Raw genomic sequence first — 13,270 nt, 5'->3', positions numbered from 1 at the left:
TTGTCGGCCCGGCTGGGTGATCGGCCGGATGATCGGCCGGGCGATCGGAGGCGGCCCCGTAGACTGGTGGACCGGCCCCGCCGGGGTCCGTCCTCTGTCCTCACATCCCGACCACGGGAAGTTACGGGAAGTCGCCAACGTGTCGCTCACGATCGGAATCGTCGGTCTGCCGAATGTCGGCAAGTCGACCCTTTTCAACGCCCTGACCAAGAACGACGTGCTGGCGGCCAACTACCCGTTCGCCACTATCGAGCCCAACGTCGGCGTGGTCGGCGTCCCCGACCCCCGCCTGGACAAGCTCGCCGAGATCTTCGGCTCGGCCCGCAAGCTCCCCGCCACCGTCGACTTCGTCGACATCGCGGGCATCGTCAAGGGCGCCTCGGAGGGCGAGGGCCTGGGCAACAAGTTCCTGGCGAACATCCGTGAGTCCGACGCCATCTGCCAGGTCATCCGCGCCTTCAAGGACGAGAACGTCGTCCACGTCGACGGCAAGATCTCACCGAAGAGCGACATCGAGACGATCAACACCGAGCTGATCCTCGCCGACCTCCAGACCATCGAGAAGGTGCTGCCGCGCCTGGTCAAGGAGTCCCGGATCAAGAAGGACAAGCAGCCCCAGGTCAAGGCAGTCGAGGAGGCCCAGGCCATCCTCGAAGAGGGCCGCACCCTCTTCTCCGCCGGCATCGTCCAGGGCAGCGACCGCGCCGCCCTCCTCCACGAGCTGCACCTGCTCACCACCAAGCCCTTCCTCTACGTCTTCAACGTCGACGAGGACGAGCTCACCGACGAGTCCTTCAAGGCCGAGCAGCGCGCCCTCGTCGCCCCCGCCGAGGCGATCTTCCTCAACGCCAAGCTGGAGGCCGACCTCGCCGAGCTGGACGAGGACGAGGCCCTGGAGCTCCTCCAGTCCGTAGGCCAGGAAGAACCCGGCCTCGCCACCCTCGCCCACGTCGGCTTCGACACCCTGGGCCTCCAGACCTACCTCACCGCCGGCCCCAAGGAATCCCGCGCCTGGACCATCAAGAAGGGCGCCACGGCCCCCGAGGCGGCCGGTGTGATCCACACCGACTTCCAGAAGGGCTTCATCAAGGCCGAGGTCATCTCCTACGACGACCTCGTCACCACCGGCTCGGTGGCCGAGGCCCGCGCGGCGGGCAAGGCCCGCATGGAGGGCAAGGAGTATGTGATGCAGGACGGGGACGTGGTGGAGTTCCGCTTCAATGTCTAGCGGGTGACTTAGCACCACTTCGCTGATCTGGCAAACGCGCAGGTCATATGGGGTCTGACTCTTCGGGGTCAGGCCCCTTGATTTTTACCGTGCTGGATAGGTGCTGGATTTCCTGATCTCTCGTCACCTGTCATCACCCCTCATATCTGTACCGTGCTGGATTCGTGCTGGATGCATGCGCAGCGCTGGGCACGCAGGGGCGTGTGTGCGTGCGCCGGGGTTCGCTGACCCGGTCGCTCGGCCGTTCAGCACACGTTCTCCACAGGCTTAACGGCCGTTGCGGAAACAAATCTCGCCCCGCCCGACGTTGTTTATCTTTTATGCGATGTCGGGGGTGGTCGGCGTGAAGTTGTTTCGTACGGACGCAATGAAAAGAGGTATGACTGAGGTCATGCCGCGTCTTGCTGAGGTCGAGGCAGATGTGCAGGGTCTCGTGGAGACGCACATGGAGACGCTGCTGGGGGTTCGGTTCCTGGCGAGCGAGTACAGCATCGGGCCGGTGCACGGGGGCCGGATCGATTCGCTCGGGCTGGACGAGAACGGATCGCCGGTCATCGTCGAGTACAAGCGTGGTGTCGATGCCGGCGTCATCCACCAGGGTCTCTTCTATCTGGCGTGGCTGATGGACCATCGCGCCGAGTTCGAGCACCTGGTCCGCAACCGGCTCGGGGTAACGGCCGCGTCCCAGGTCCTGTGGAGCGGCCCGCGCCTGATCTGCATCGCCGGCGACTTCACCCGCTACGACGTGCATGCCGTGCGCGAGCACCGGCGCTCGATCGACCTGGTCCGCTACCGACTCTTCGGCAGGGACCTGCTCGGGCTTGAGACCGTGGCCTCCGTGAGCGGCGGCATGCAGGTAGCCCGCCGGGTGCGGGGCCGGACGATTGCCCGGGCGGCCGACGTCCAGCGTGCGTCGATGGTGGAGCTGGCGGGCGCGGTCGACGAGGCCCTGCTTGGGCTAGGGGACGGTGTGAACCGGGTTGAGCGCAAGCAGTACCGGGCGTATCAGCGGTTGCGGAACTTCGCCTGCCTCTGCCCGCCGCAGCGCAGCAAGCTGCTGGTCTACCTGAAGGTCGACCCGCAGGACGTCGAGCTTGTTCCGGGCTTCACCCGGGACGTGTCCGGTCTTGGTCACCACGGGACGGGTGATCTTGAGGTCCAGCTCCGTACGCCGAGGGACGTGGAGCGGGCGCAGGATCTGTTTCGGGCAAGCTACGTGGCGGCGTGATCGGCTGCCGCTGCCAGCCTCTTGGCGGCTGCGCTTCGTGACGTGTCTGTGGTCGTAGGTGGAACCTCTCGGCGTGCGGGCAGGGTGTGGCGGTGGACTATCGATGGTGCGCGGGAACGCCGGTTTGGCCAACCGGCGATCCCGCGCTATGTTGCCCCGCTCTTGTGAGCCGATGATCAGCGTGAACGGCTGGCGGCTAACCCGGCCGCGACTGCTGGAGCCATCACTCCAAGGGCGACAACAAGGCCGCCTGGCGATCGGTTTCCCAGCAACTTCCAACTGCGCCAGAGGTACAGATTTCATGCACGAAGGCGATGGGGCTACCCGGCCCAGCGGCCTTGGAGCACACCGCACTCACGATCCGAAGGGTAATGGCTTATAACGGTCACCGGCTCGGGTGTCCCGTATGGTTCGGTTCTGTCGAATGCTGGCCTGTCCGTGGAATCAGGGGACGCCGATGACACAGCAGCTGTGGAGCAGCCAGAGGCATCAGACCGCAATCGGCCGAGTCGGTCTCTCACTGCCGGCCCGCCGCGCGGTCGGCGACCTCCAGCTGGAACCCGAAACGGGAGTGCTGGACTACGGGTGCGGACGTGGCGGCGATGTACGGGCACTGCAGCACCTCGGCCTCGATGCCGTGGGGTGGGACCCGGTGCACTTTCCGGACGGACGGCGCGAGCCGGCCGAGGTGGTTCTTCTCACCTATGTCCTGAACGTCATTGAGAATCCCGCCGAACGACGTGAGACGCTCCTACGGGCCTGGGACCTCGCCAAATCGGCGCTTGTGGTGTCCGCGCGGTTGAGGTGGGAGCGCAACCAGATCAAAGGTACGGAGTACGGCGACGGCATCCTCACACGGCGTCGCACCTTCCAGCACCTCTATGCCGCCGGCGAGCTTCGCGACTACGTCGAGGAAGCCACCGGCGTCCGCTGCGTGTCGGCGGCGCCAGGCATCGTCTATGCCTTCAAGGACGATGCGGCCCGTTTGGGTTACCTGGCCCGCCAGGTCGCCCCCGACGGGGGATGGCTGGCGTCCGAAGACACCGCCTCGGCGATCACCTCGGTCGTCGCTCATCTCGAAGAGCGCGGCAGGATGCCTCAGCTGGAGGAAATGCCGCAGCCCATTATCAGCCTCCTCGGCCACCTGCGCCCCGCTGAACTCAAGCGCCTTGCCGAGCAGGAAGCAGACCCTGCGAAGGTTGAACGAAGTGCCGAGCGTGGAGCCCTCGACACGCTGTTGTTCCTCGCCCTGGAGCTGTTTCACGGTCGAGGCCCGGTCAGCAGTCTGCCCCTGCCGGTGCAACTGGACATCCGTGCTTTCTTCCCTTCGTACGCCGAGGCGTGCCAGCGAGCGGATCGGCTGCTGTTCAAGCTGCGCGACGACGCCTACGTCCGTCGTGCGATGAACGGATCAATCGCCGGCAAGTTCACCGCGACCGCCCTGTACGTGCACCGCCGGGCACTCCATCGGATCCCAGTCGTGCTGCGCCTGTACGAGCAGTGCGCGAGCATCGCTGCCGGCCGCCCTGGCGAGTGGTCCGTGGTCAAGCTCCGCCACCAGGGCCGCGGTGTCAGCTGGCTGGACTACCCCGAGTTCGACACGGATCCTCATCCGCGCATCGCCGCGTCGTACGCCGTCGACCTGAAGACTCTCAAGTCCTCATTCACCTCCTACGCGGACTCCACCAACCGCCCTCTGCTTCACCGGAAACACGAGTTCCTCGCCGAGGATGATCCCGACGCACCCAAATACCGGCGGCTCACGGACGCCGAGGTACGCGCCGGCCTCTACGAGAGTCCGCACCTAATCGGCACGGAAGAGGGCTGGGAACGCGAACTCGTACGCTGTGAGCGGGCGTTGCGAGGCCACCGGCTTGTACGGCGCACGACCGGCACCTGAGAGTCGCGGGCTATCGGCACCGGAACGATTGTCAGTGCTGTGTGTCACGCTCCACCCATGACCACTACCCGGATGGAGGGCTCCTGCTTGCCCTCATACCGCACGCTGTCAACCCTCGCGCTGTCCGAGCCCGAGGAGCACGTCCGCGAACTCACTGACTGGGTGGAGCATGCATCCGCCGTCTCCAGTGTTCCCGGGATGCAGAACAGCTGGGACACGGCCTACAAGTGGCTGCGCCTCGCGCAGAGCCTGCGCACGGTGACGTTCGACATGTCGTATGACGACGGCGGCATGTGCTCGGCCGGCCTCGACTTCGACGCGGTCTGGACCGAAATGATGGAGGAGTGGCAGCAGCACCAGGTCCGTCTCGGCTACCTGCGCGCAGCACTTGAAGGATTCGTCCGGTTGCTGCACCCGGGCACCCCGGAGCCTGGACTGGCCGTCGAGGCCGCAGAACAGCGGCTGCACCACCACGGCGACGCATGGCTGGTACACGCATGCGCGGTCGCCGACCATCTGGGGACGCATGCCCCGGACGGGGTGCCGGGCGTCGGCACGCCGGTGGCGGCAGCGGTGACCCAGGCGATTGCCCTGCACGAGATGGCCGTCCGGGGCCGTGCCGCCATCCCCGAGCCGGACAGCGACGCGGACGGGAAGGTCTTTCCCACCGGGCACGCCGAGGTCTGCGCGGCCAAGGAAGCCGCCACAGTGTTGCTGCTGGGAATCCAGCTGCTGATGGCGGCAGCGGTACAGGAGGGCCGCGTCGCCGTCTTCGACGACAAGTACCTTCTCGACGGCATGTGGATTCCCGACTCCTCGGGCGGCAGCCGCTGGGTGGATGAAGAGATGCCCTACGGTGAGTACCTCGCCGTCCTCCACCTTCAGCCCGGCGAGCCGCCCGAGCTCTGATTGCACCGCCAGCACCGCCTGCTGCGGCCACGTCGGCATGCCAGAGACAAACGATGGGTGGGGTCCGAAGCCATGGCTTCCGACCCCACCCATCGCAGCTTGCTCGACACCTATCAGGTCATGCACCAGCCGGAGTCGCACACCCCCTCATCCTCATCGACGGCACCTACCCCCGGGCCCTCATCGGGGATGGCTTGAGTGAGCGGGACCCCGTACCTCGTGAGATACACGTCATCTCGCCCGAGTGCGGCCCGCCGACGGTTGATCGTCTCCTCCAGCCGGACCGACTGAGCGAACAACTCGGGCTCGTGCCTGCGCTGGTAGCGCCAGGTGTCGACGGTGCGGAAGGGGCAGAAGAAGCAGGCGCTCTTAGGCGGTACCGGCAGGCCAGCCTCGGTGATGATGCGCTCGCAGTCGTCCCGGCGCAGCCCGAGGTCGAGTAGCGGGTACTCGATGACCTCGTGGGCTTCCCTCCGCCGGCGGTTGGCACGATGGATTTCGTCGAGTGATATGCCGATGCCGACCGCCGCCGGGGCCTCCGCGGTGGCGCCGTGCTCCCGAAGCCACCGCCCGACCACCTTGATCTTGAAGTCGGCGGTGCAGTTGCGGCGGCCAGGAGCGCCGTTGGCCATGCGGACCGGGATGGGGATCGACCGGGTGTCTGGCCGGTTCAGCCGCTGCATGAGTGTTTCCGTGGTCCCGTCGCGTCGGCGCCGCTTGAGCTCGTGGACGTCCAGTCCCTCACGTGCGGCGTACGGGATGGCGATCTCGCGAACGTAGGCGAGGGTCGCCGGGTGCTCGCTGTCGTCGCCGACGTTGGCGAACAGGAAGGTGCGGAAGTCGATCTCTCCACCAGCGGCCAACACGAGTAGGGCGGTGCTCTGGACACCGCCTCCGTACGAAACGACCTTCATCGGAGAACGGTTGGGCTCGCGGGGAGCGGCCTGGAGGATGGAGTCGGTGGGATTGGCGTGATGGGCTCCGGCGGTGTGCTGCAAGATCGACATATGAGAGACAGTATGGACAGAGTTCCACGAAATCAAGTGTTCCTCTCACTGCTGCTGGCGAACAGGACAACAGCCGTCCGCAGGCGTTGGCATTCGTGTATCGGGACCGTCGGTCTAGCGCTGGGGCTTGATGACGACGGAGTAACCCTGGGCCAGCACCGAGGCGAGGAACTCGGCGGCGGTGGTCTGATCGGCAGCGGAGAACGCCCGGGCGGCGGGCAGCGGCTCCTGGGACGGGGGCGCGGCCGGGGTGTTGTGTCTGCGTCCGCGAGGTTTCTGCGGGGTACGCTGCCCTGCGCGGAGCCTGGCGACCTCGGCGGGGACGACGGTCCGCTGCCGTTGCCGTGCGTCGGTCAGGATGGTCTCCAGGAGCCAGAGCGGGGAGCCGGAGAGGATCAGGTCGGCCTCGGCGATCCGCCGACGGTTACGCCACCGGGAAACGGCTTGGGCGTCCTTACCGAGGACGCGGCCAACTTCCTGGATGCCGAGGACGACAGGCAGATGCTCCCTATCCTGCGCGTCGTAGCCCTCGGGGATTCCAGCCTTGTAGGCCGCCAGTTGTTGCTGATCAGCCTCGCGGTCGCCGCCGCTGACCTGAAGCACCGTCGTCAGCAACCAGTACGGATTGCCCGAGGCGACCAGGTCAGGCTCCGGCAGCGTGCCTTCTGTGCGCCATTTCTGTGACGTCTGGCGCTCAACCGTGAAGAGGGCGGCGATCTCAGCGTGCCCGAGCAGGTACGGGACCCGCGCTTGAGACATGAGCACCTTCCCCACACCGACGTTCCTGCCAGGTGGCTGCCACGCGGGCACGACCTCGTCACCGGGCTGTTTGCAGAGATCCTAGGCGAGCCTGCAGGCAGCCCGGCGCATCCGGCCGGAGGATGGCGGCGGCTAGCTGGGAAGCACGGTGTCTGCCCCGGAGCCGGCCTCGACGCCGAGGCCGGTCGTGACTACCGGGGGCTAGGCCAGCTCCTGTCCGTGCCGGATTTCCCATGTCCCGACGTCGGTATAGAAACGGCCGAAGTGGCGAAGCCATGCGGCGATGGTCTCAGTGGTCCTTCGTGCCTGCTCGTCGGTCAGGCTGGTCTGTTCCTGCAGCGCGTGCTGCAACTCCACATTGCTCAGGCGGTCACCGGCCACGAGCGCCTGGAGGGCGGGGATCTCCCGCAGCCGGCTCTCGATCAAGTCCGAGAACTCCGTCTCGGACAGGCCGGCCGGAACGCCGAGGAGCGCGAGGTCGCGCACGATGGCTGCTTCGACGGAGCGCCCGAACTGGGCTCGCCCGCAGTAGTACGGGTAGAGGGCGTCCGGGCGTCGCGTGACGGGATACCAGCCCTGTGGGGCTTCCTCTCGTGGCTGGTCAGAGGCGGTCGGACGTTGCTCCTTCAGTAGCTCGGCCTGACTTCTGACCAAGGCGGCCATGTGGGGAGTCGCCTCGACCGCCCGGGCCTCGATCTCTGCGAGTACCCGGACGATTTCGGGATGGGCGGAGGGTGCCTCCACCAGGATCTCGATGTTGGCGTTGGCGGCGCGGCCGGTTGCCTTCCCCGTCAGGTTGGCGGACCCGATCAGGCAGCGCTCGCCAGTGAGGTACAGCTTGGCATGCAAGGTCGGGCACAGCGCGATGCGCAGCCTTTTGTCCTCCTCGGCGAGCTCGATGATCTCGGGATCGGATACCCCGGCCGCCACCTCTTCGGGGACCCAGCGTGTGATGCACTCGATGTCCTCGACGGCGGTGGGGAGGGCGGACAACGCGGCCGCAAGAACCTCTCGCTTGATGAAGGGCGCCACGAGGGTTACCCGTCCGTGGGCGCCCGCCATCAATTCTTCGATCTGCTGCCAGATGTGGCCAAGTTCGGGCACGCTCAGTCGGCCTTCCCGTCCACGAAGTCGCGGGCGTACCGGCCCCACTCGCGCCGCGCGTCGGCGATGCGCTCGCGGTCGCGGTCAGGGTAGGTCTCGTCTTCCATCCGAGCCCAGGAGAAGAGCAGCAGCTTGAAGGTGTCGGCGGCACGGTCGAGCCGGTCGCGCAGGTCATTGGCGTCGGCGTCCTCGGGGACGTCTTCGAGGACGGCCATGAGTTGGGCGTGCAGCGGGTGCTTCTCGTTGAAGATCACCTGCAGCATGCCGGCCATGAGGTCGATGCTGAAGAAGGCGGAGGTGTCCTGGAAACTGGAGATCCACCGCGCGCGCAGATCCTTCTCCAGGGACTCTTCGACCATGGACTGGGCGGTGTCCTCGTCCAGGTGGTGCCGCTGGGTGAGGGCCTCGACCTGTTCATGCCGCTTGGCCTCGGGGGTCGTGCCTTCTTCCAGTTCGTCGGTCTTGCCGGTGTAGCCCTCCTCGCTCCGGCGCTTGACGGCGTCCGTGACCTTGGAGGCGACATCCTCGTCGTGCCGCTTCTTGCTCTTGCGGGTGCCGATCGTCTGCTGCTTCAGCTGGCGACGGATGGCCGGCAGCAGTTTTTCTTCCAGGTAGAGCACGAGGTCGATCAGGGGAAGACGCGGATCGCCGAGCTCGGCAAGGCGTTCCTTGAAGCCCTTGAAGGACTCGGCGGCCTCTGCGTGTGCCTTCCACTCGAAGTGGGCCAGGGAGGAGAAGACGGTGGCGCTCTGCTTGTTGTTCGTCACACCGAAGATGGGGTCGAGTTCCGGCGGGAACTCAACTTCGATGCCCCACCATCGTTCCGTCGGGTTGTAGCCGATGGCCCAGGACGCGTCGAGGTCCAGCTCCCTGCCCTGGCGTACGAGGGAGATGCCGACGTTGCGGCTGGCATGCTTGCCCCACGGAAGGAAGCCAGGGTCGCTCGTGCGGCTGATTCCATCGGGCCACGGATGGCCTTCGACGTCGGCGCGACGGGCTTCCGGACGCGCTATGGAGGCCCTGACCGTGATGTTGTACCTCTTGCCCTGGTGGACCACGGGGAAGTGCATCACGCCGGGCTCGGACTCACTGCCCATGGAGAAGGGCATGAACATCGGTTTGTCCGAGAACGGCTGGGGAGTGGAGGTGGGTGCCATCAGGTACAGCGGGTCGTTGGGGACGGCGTAATACTCGCCGTCCATGACCTTGCCCTCGCGGACGGGGGCCATCCGGATGTCGACGCGTCCGTTGTGGAGGTAGTGCCGGTAGACACGGCCGATCAGGTCGGCGGTGTTCTTGAGAGTGGCTGCGGCTCCGTACCAGTTGACCTTGTCCAGGTTGGTCCAGACGATAAGGGTGCCCGTGTCAGCGAGCCCTTCGCTCAGGTCCCGCCATTCATCCGGGAGCGGCTCGTGGGTGGGGTCGGGGACGTCGTCGATCAGGCCCTTCTCGATCTCTTCAAGGTCGAGGTAGGTGTGCATGGCATTGCCCGCGCCGTTGGTCCAGGACCAGACGTCGAGCCGGGTGCACTGAGACATGCTGGAGTTGGGAAGCCCCATGCCGAAACGACCGATGCGCCCGGGGTCGGCGCCCTGGCCGTCGCCGTACTTGAGGGCACGCCGGAGTTGCGGGGGCTCCATGCCGTGACCGTTGTCGAGGACGGCGATGGTCTCCACGCGGTGGCTGGTCCGCGTGCCGACTTTGACAGGTTTCTCGCAGGCGAAGACCTCCACGAGAGTGGCTTTGGCGTCGATGCTGTTATCGATCAGCTCGGCGAGGGCGTAGGCGGTGTTCTTGTAACCGCTGTCCCGCATGGCCTTGACGGTCAGCGAAGGACTGACGATCCGGTAGTTGCTGCCGTCGCTGGTCATGCTGTCTCCCATACGTCTTCCCAGTTCGTGAATGCTTCTGCCACGTCTCCGAACCCGGGAAGCTCCGGGTTCACAACGGTGATAATTTCGCAGGTGTCTGTGCCGCCGGCCTTCGGGCCGCGGATGACGCGGCCGACCATCTGGCTGTACAGCACCAGGGACTTGGTCGGACGGGCGATCACTGCCGCGCTGGCCGCCGGTGCGTCGAAGCCGGTCGTCAGGACGCCGAAGTTGCACAGCACCATGGGGCGCCGGCCGGGCCCCTTGAATCGTGAGATGACCTGGCTGCGATGCCGAGGAGAGGACTCACCCGTCACGAACTCGGCATCGAAGCCTGCTGCGGACAGTACGGCCGCGATCAGGCGGCAGTGGTCCACGGAGGCCGCGAAAACCAGGATGCGCCTGTGCTGCTGCTGGAGCAGCTCCGTGATCGTCTGAATGATCTTGAGGTTCCACTGCTCGTCGCGCGCGAGTTCGGCCACCATCGCGGCCGGGATGTCGAAGGAACGCGCAAGGAGCTGCCGGTCCCGGGCGGACAGATGCATGCCGGCCTCGGAGGCAACCGTCCGCATCAGCGGCTTGGCCAGGTAGCCCTGGTCGATCAGGGCTGTGACCGGGTTGGTGTAGCCCTCGATCTCCAGCATGACCTTCTGCCGGGAGAAGTAGTCGGAGAGCTCCTCGTCCTTGGCGATGTCGGCCCACGTGCGCCCCGGGGTGGCGGTCAGCCCGAGCAGGCTCGCGTCATGACGGATGGTCAGTTCATCGACCACCCGCTGGAACGTGGGCGCGATGATTTGATGGGCTTCGTCGAAGACGGTCATAGTGCTGCGTGCAGCGAGGGTAGCCAGGAACTGCGGATTCGACTTGGCGGCCGAGACGGCCTTCTCTAGGCCGAGCACGACCAGCCCGTCGGTCATCTCCGCTAGGTCTACCGGGGCGTTGCCCCAGACTCGCAGGACGGGGAGCGGCCGGTCGCCGACCTTCGCCCAGGCGCGCTCGAACTCTGCTGCAGCCTGCTCCAGCAGCTCCTGCCCGTGGGCCAGCCACACCACCACAGTGGGCTCGTGCTGCCGCAGGTGATCACAGATCAGGCTCATGCCCGTTCGCGTCTTGCCCACGCCTGTGGGGAGGTGCAGCACCGTCCGTCGCGGGCCGTCGTACAGCAGCTCTTTGACCCGTGCCGCAGCGTGACGCTGATGCGGGAACAAGCCGTACTCTGGGTCCGTGCCCTGCTTGAACGCCGGTGGGAGGGACGGCACCCGGTCGATCGTGAATCCGAAGAATTCCAGCAGCTCGCGGCGCTCGTCGGCCGTCCACTTCAGGCTCTGCAGGTAGTCCAGTGGCGGCTGTTCGTCCCCTAGTGAGCCCAGGCGCTGCGCCAACTCCGCCTGCTTGGGACCCGGAACCAGAGCGATCAGCGTGGAACGCTCAGCCGGGTCGGCGACCAGGCGTTCGGCGTCGATAGCGATCGGTGCGACAGCCCGGAGGCGGTCGTCACCCGCCGTGCCTCCCGCGATCAGGTCGAGCAGAGCGCACAGCTGTTCGCCGAGATGCCCCCGGATGTACGCCATTGGTGCATCCGCGAGGAGCGCCTTGAAGGACATCCCCGGTGACCAGGTCGTCACTGCCCCACCTTCCCGACGGCAGGCTCCAGCCCGCACGAGTCCGCGGCCGAAGCGGCTGTCGCCATCACCCTTCTCCACCTCCAGCTCGGGCACCTCAAACACCGCCCCAGCGTGCGTTGTTACTGCAACGCTGGAGCGTGCCGACCACCCTAAACGGGGCCACTGACAACAGGGGTGCCAACGGAGGAAAAGCCCAGCCAGAAGGGGCATTTGGAGGCTCCGCGCCCGGTGCAGTCAGCCGAGGCCAGGATCTCGCTGCGAGCCGGTTGCGTCCCCCGCTTACGGCATAGAACATTCATTCGGTAAATGGCTTGCGACACCACGCGTTCGAGTGATTCAAAGAGTGGATCTCAGCTCGCGGATAGGATCACGGCGGGCTACTGGTGGAACCCCGGATGCGGGGCGAGGTTCCCACCAGCAGTACATTGGTGTGCGACACGAGCGAGGCGGGGTGGCAGACGATGAGCGAGCCGAATGGGCTTGATATGTCCTATTTTGACTACAATGCCACCGCTCCGATCCGGCCCGAGGCCCGCGCGGCTGTCGTCGAGGCCATGCAATCGGTCGGCAACGCCTCAAGCATGCATCAACCCGGACGGCAGGCGGCTCATCGGGTCGACGTCGCCCGTCGGCAGCTAGCCGCCCTCCTCGGCTGCTCGCCCGGCGAGATCATCTTTACTTCCGGGGCGACCGAAGCGAATAATCTGGCCCTCCGGGCTGCGTTCACCGCCGGAGGTCCCCTGATCACAAGCCCTGTTGAGCATCCGGCTGTGCTGGAGACGGCCCGCGCGGTCTCCGCTGGGAGTTCCGAGGAGCTTGTGCTCCTGCCGGTCGGTGGCGACGGCCTGGTGGATCTCGGCGCTTTAGAACAGGTCTTCGCTGCGCGTTCCGGGGGAGTGGTCTCCCTGATGGCGGCGAACAACGAGACCGGGGTCCTCACCGATCTCCGCGTCGTGGCCAAGGCGGTCCGCGAAGCCGGCGCACTGCTCCACACGGACGCCACGCAGCTCATCGGCCGCCTCCCCGTGGACGTCGCTGAACTCGACGTCGACCTCTTGTCGCTGTCGGCCCACAAGTTTGGCGGACCGCAGGGAGTCGGTGCCCTGTATGTACGGCGTGGGTCCCCACTTCCGCACCGGCCGCTCCTCGTAGGCGGCGGACAGGAGCGGGGCTGGCGCGCGGGCACGCTGAACGTGGCAGGGATCATCGGCATGGGAGCAGCGGCCGAGGCCGCGGCGCGCGGCCTCGGAGAGGAGGCCGAGCGGGTCGCAGCCCTGCGTGACCGCCTCGAACACCTGGTCACCGGCGCCTTGCCCGACTGCCGTATCAATGGCCGACGCGATCAGCGCTTGCCGGGCGTGACGAGCATTACTTTCCCCGGTGTGCCTGCGGACGCGGTCCTGGCGGCCATGCCGGACGTCGCTGCCTCGGAGGGCAGCGCGTGCGCGTCCGGCGCTCCGACGCCGAGCCACGTACTCCTGGCGATGGGTCTGTCCCGGGAAGACGCCGACAGCACGATCCGCTTCTCGCTGGGCTACGCCACCACGGATGCCGAGATCGAGCACGCCGCGCGGGCCGTCAAACGCGCCGTGACGCAGGTTCGGGCCGCGTTGGCCGAACCCGACGGCCCTCGCTGACC

The 13,270-nt window shown here is 66.6% G+C and carries 10 protein-coding genes; 5 read left to right on the top strand and 5 right to left on the bottom strand.

The features are described 5' to 3' along the window. The first annotated feature begins 139 nt into the window (after nucleotides 1-139). The 4 genes from ychF (at nucleotide 140) to ACK1X7_RS20435 (ending at nucleotide 5,265) form a co-directional block, all read left to right on the top strand. Nucleotides 140-1,228: a redox-regulated ATPase YchF gene (gene ychF, locus ACK1X7_RS20450; protein ID WP_390792088.1), complete on the top strand. Its 1,089-nt coding sequence runs from the start codon at nucleotides 140-142 to the stop codon at nucleotides 1,226-1,228. Nucleotides 1,229-1,562: 334 nt separating this feature from the next. Further along, nucleotides 1,563-2,456 (top strand): DUF5655 domain-containing protein, encoded by an 894-nt coding sequence (locus ACK1X7_RS20445; RefSeq protein WP_413116895.1) that lies wholly within the window; start codon nucleotides 1,563-1,565, stop codon nucleotides 2,454-2,456. 457 nt (nucleotides 2,457-2,913) lie between these two features. Then, the gene (locus ACK1X7_RS20440; protein WP_413115481.1) at nucleotides 2,914-4,356 is read left to right on the top strand and encodes a DNA phosphorothioation-associated putative methyltransferase; all 1,443 of its coding nucleotides are present in this window, start codon (nucleotides 2,914-2,916) and stop codon (nucleotides 4,354-4,356) included. Nucleotides 4,357-4,413: 57 nt separating this feature from the next. Next, nucleotides 4,414-5,265, top strand: a complete 852-nt coding sequence (locus ACK1X7_RS20435) for a hypothetical protein (protein WP_413115480.1) — start codon at nucleotides 4,414-4,416, stop codon at nucleotides 5,263-5,265. 113 nt (nucleotides 5,266-5,378) lie between these two features. On the opposite strand, the gene ACK1X7_RS20430 is transcribed toward ACK1X7_RS20435, so the two are convergent. From ACK1X7_RS20430 to ACK1X7_RS20410, 5 genes are all read right to left on the bottom strand, one after another. Beyond that, complete coding sequence (locus tag ACK1X7_RS20430) at nucleotides 5,379-6,179, bottom strand: phosphoadenosine phosphosulfate reductase (protein WP_413116894.1); 801 nt, start codon at nucleotides 6,177-6,179, stop codon at nucleotides 5,379-5,381. 207 nt (nucleotides 6,180-6,386) lie between these two features. Further along, entirely contained in the window at nucleotides 6,387-7,031 is a 645-nt protein-coding gene (locus ACK1X7_RS20425; RefSeq protein ID WP_413115479.1) for a hypothetical protein, read from the bottom strand. A 201-nt stretch (nucleotides 7,032-7,232) separates the two neighbouring features. After that, on the bottom strand, nucleotides 7,233-8,135 hold the full coding sequence (locus ACK1X7_RS20420; protein WP_413115478.1) for a phospholipase D family protein: 903 nt from the start codon (nucleotides 8,133-8,135) through the stop codon (nucleotides 7,233-7,235). Between the two features lie 2 nt (nucleotides 8,136-8,137). After that, on the bottom strand, nucleotides 8,138-10,006 hold the full coding sequence (locus tag ACK1X7_RS20415) for an ATP-binding protein (RefSeq protein WP_413115477.1): 1,869 nt from the start codon (nucleotides 10,004-10,006) through the stop codon (nucleotides 8,138-8,140). Next, nucleotides 10,003-11,733 carry a DEAD/DEAH box helicase gene (locus ACK1X7_RS20410; protein ID WP_413115476.1) on the bottom strand — a complete coding sequence of 577 codons (1,731 nt, stop codon included), beginning with the start codon at nucleotides 11,731-11,733 and terminating at the stop codon, nucleotides 10,003-10,005. Before ACK1X7_RS20410 ends, ACK1X7_RS20415 begins: the two co-directional genes overlap by 4 nt. 359 nt (nucleotides 11,734-12,092) lie before the next feature. On the opposite strand from ACK1X7_RS20410, the gene ACK1X7_RS20405 reads away from it, so the two are divergent. Further along, a complete protein-coding gene (locus tag ACK1X7_RS20405) occupies nucleotides 12,093-13,268 on the top strand; it encodes a cysteine desulfurase family protein (protein ID WP_413115475.1) in 1,176 nt (391 codons plus the stop codon). The last annotated feature ends 2 nt before the right edge of the window (nucleotides 13,269-13,270 follow it).

The organism is Streptomyces sp. CY-1 (genome assembly GCF_047218265.1).
Taxonomy (GTDB): domain Bacteria; phylum Actinomycetota; class Actinomycetes; order Streptomycetales; family Streptomycetaceae; genus Streptomyces; species Streptomyces niphimycinicus.
Note: the sequence above shows the minus strand (reverse complement) of the source record. Positions and strands in the feature narration are given on the sequence as shown.

Bases quoted from the DNA above. Each gene is read 5' to 3' on its own strand.
- ACK1X7_RS20440 (WP_413115481.1), top strand. From the start codon at position 2,914: ATGACACAGCAGCTGTGGAGCAGCCAGAGGCATCAGACCGCAATCGGC.
- ACK1X7_RS20435 (WP_413115480.1), top strand. From the start codon at position 4,414: ATGACCACTACCCGGATGGAGGGCTCCTGCTTGCCCTCATACCGCACG.
- ACK1X7_RS20430 (WP_413116894.1), bottom strand. From the start codon at position 6,179: ATGAAGGTCGTTTCGTACGGAGGCGGTGTCCAGAGCACCGCCCTACTC.
- ACK1X7_RS20425 (WP_413115479.1), bottom strand. From the start codon at position 7,031: ATGTCTCAAGCGCGGGTCCCGTACCTGCTCGGGCACGCTGAGATCGCC.
- ACK1X7_RS20415 (WP_413115477.1), bottom strand. From the start codon at position 10,006: ATGACCAGCGACGGCAGCAACTACCGGATCGTCAGTCCTTCGCTGACC.
- ACK1X7_RS20405 (WP_413115475.1), top strand. From the start codon at position 12,093: ATGAGCGAGCCGAATGGGCTTGATATGTCCTATTTTGACTACAATGCC.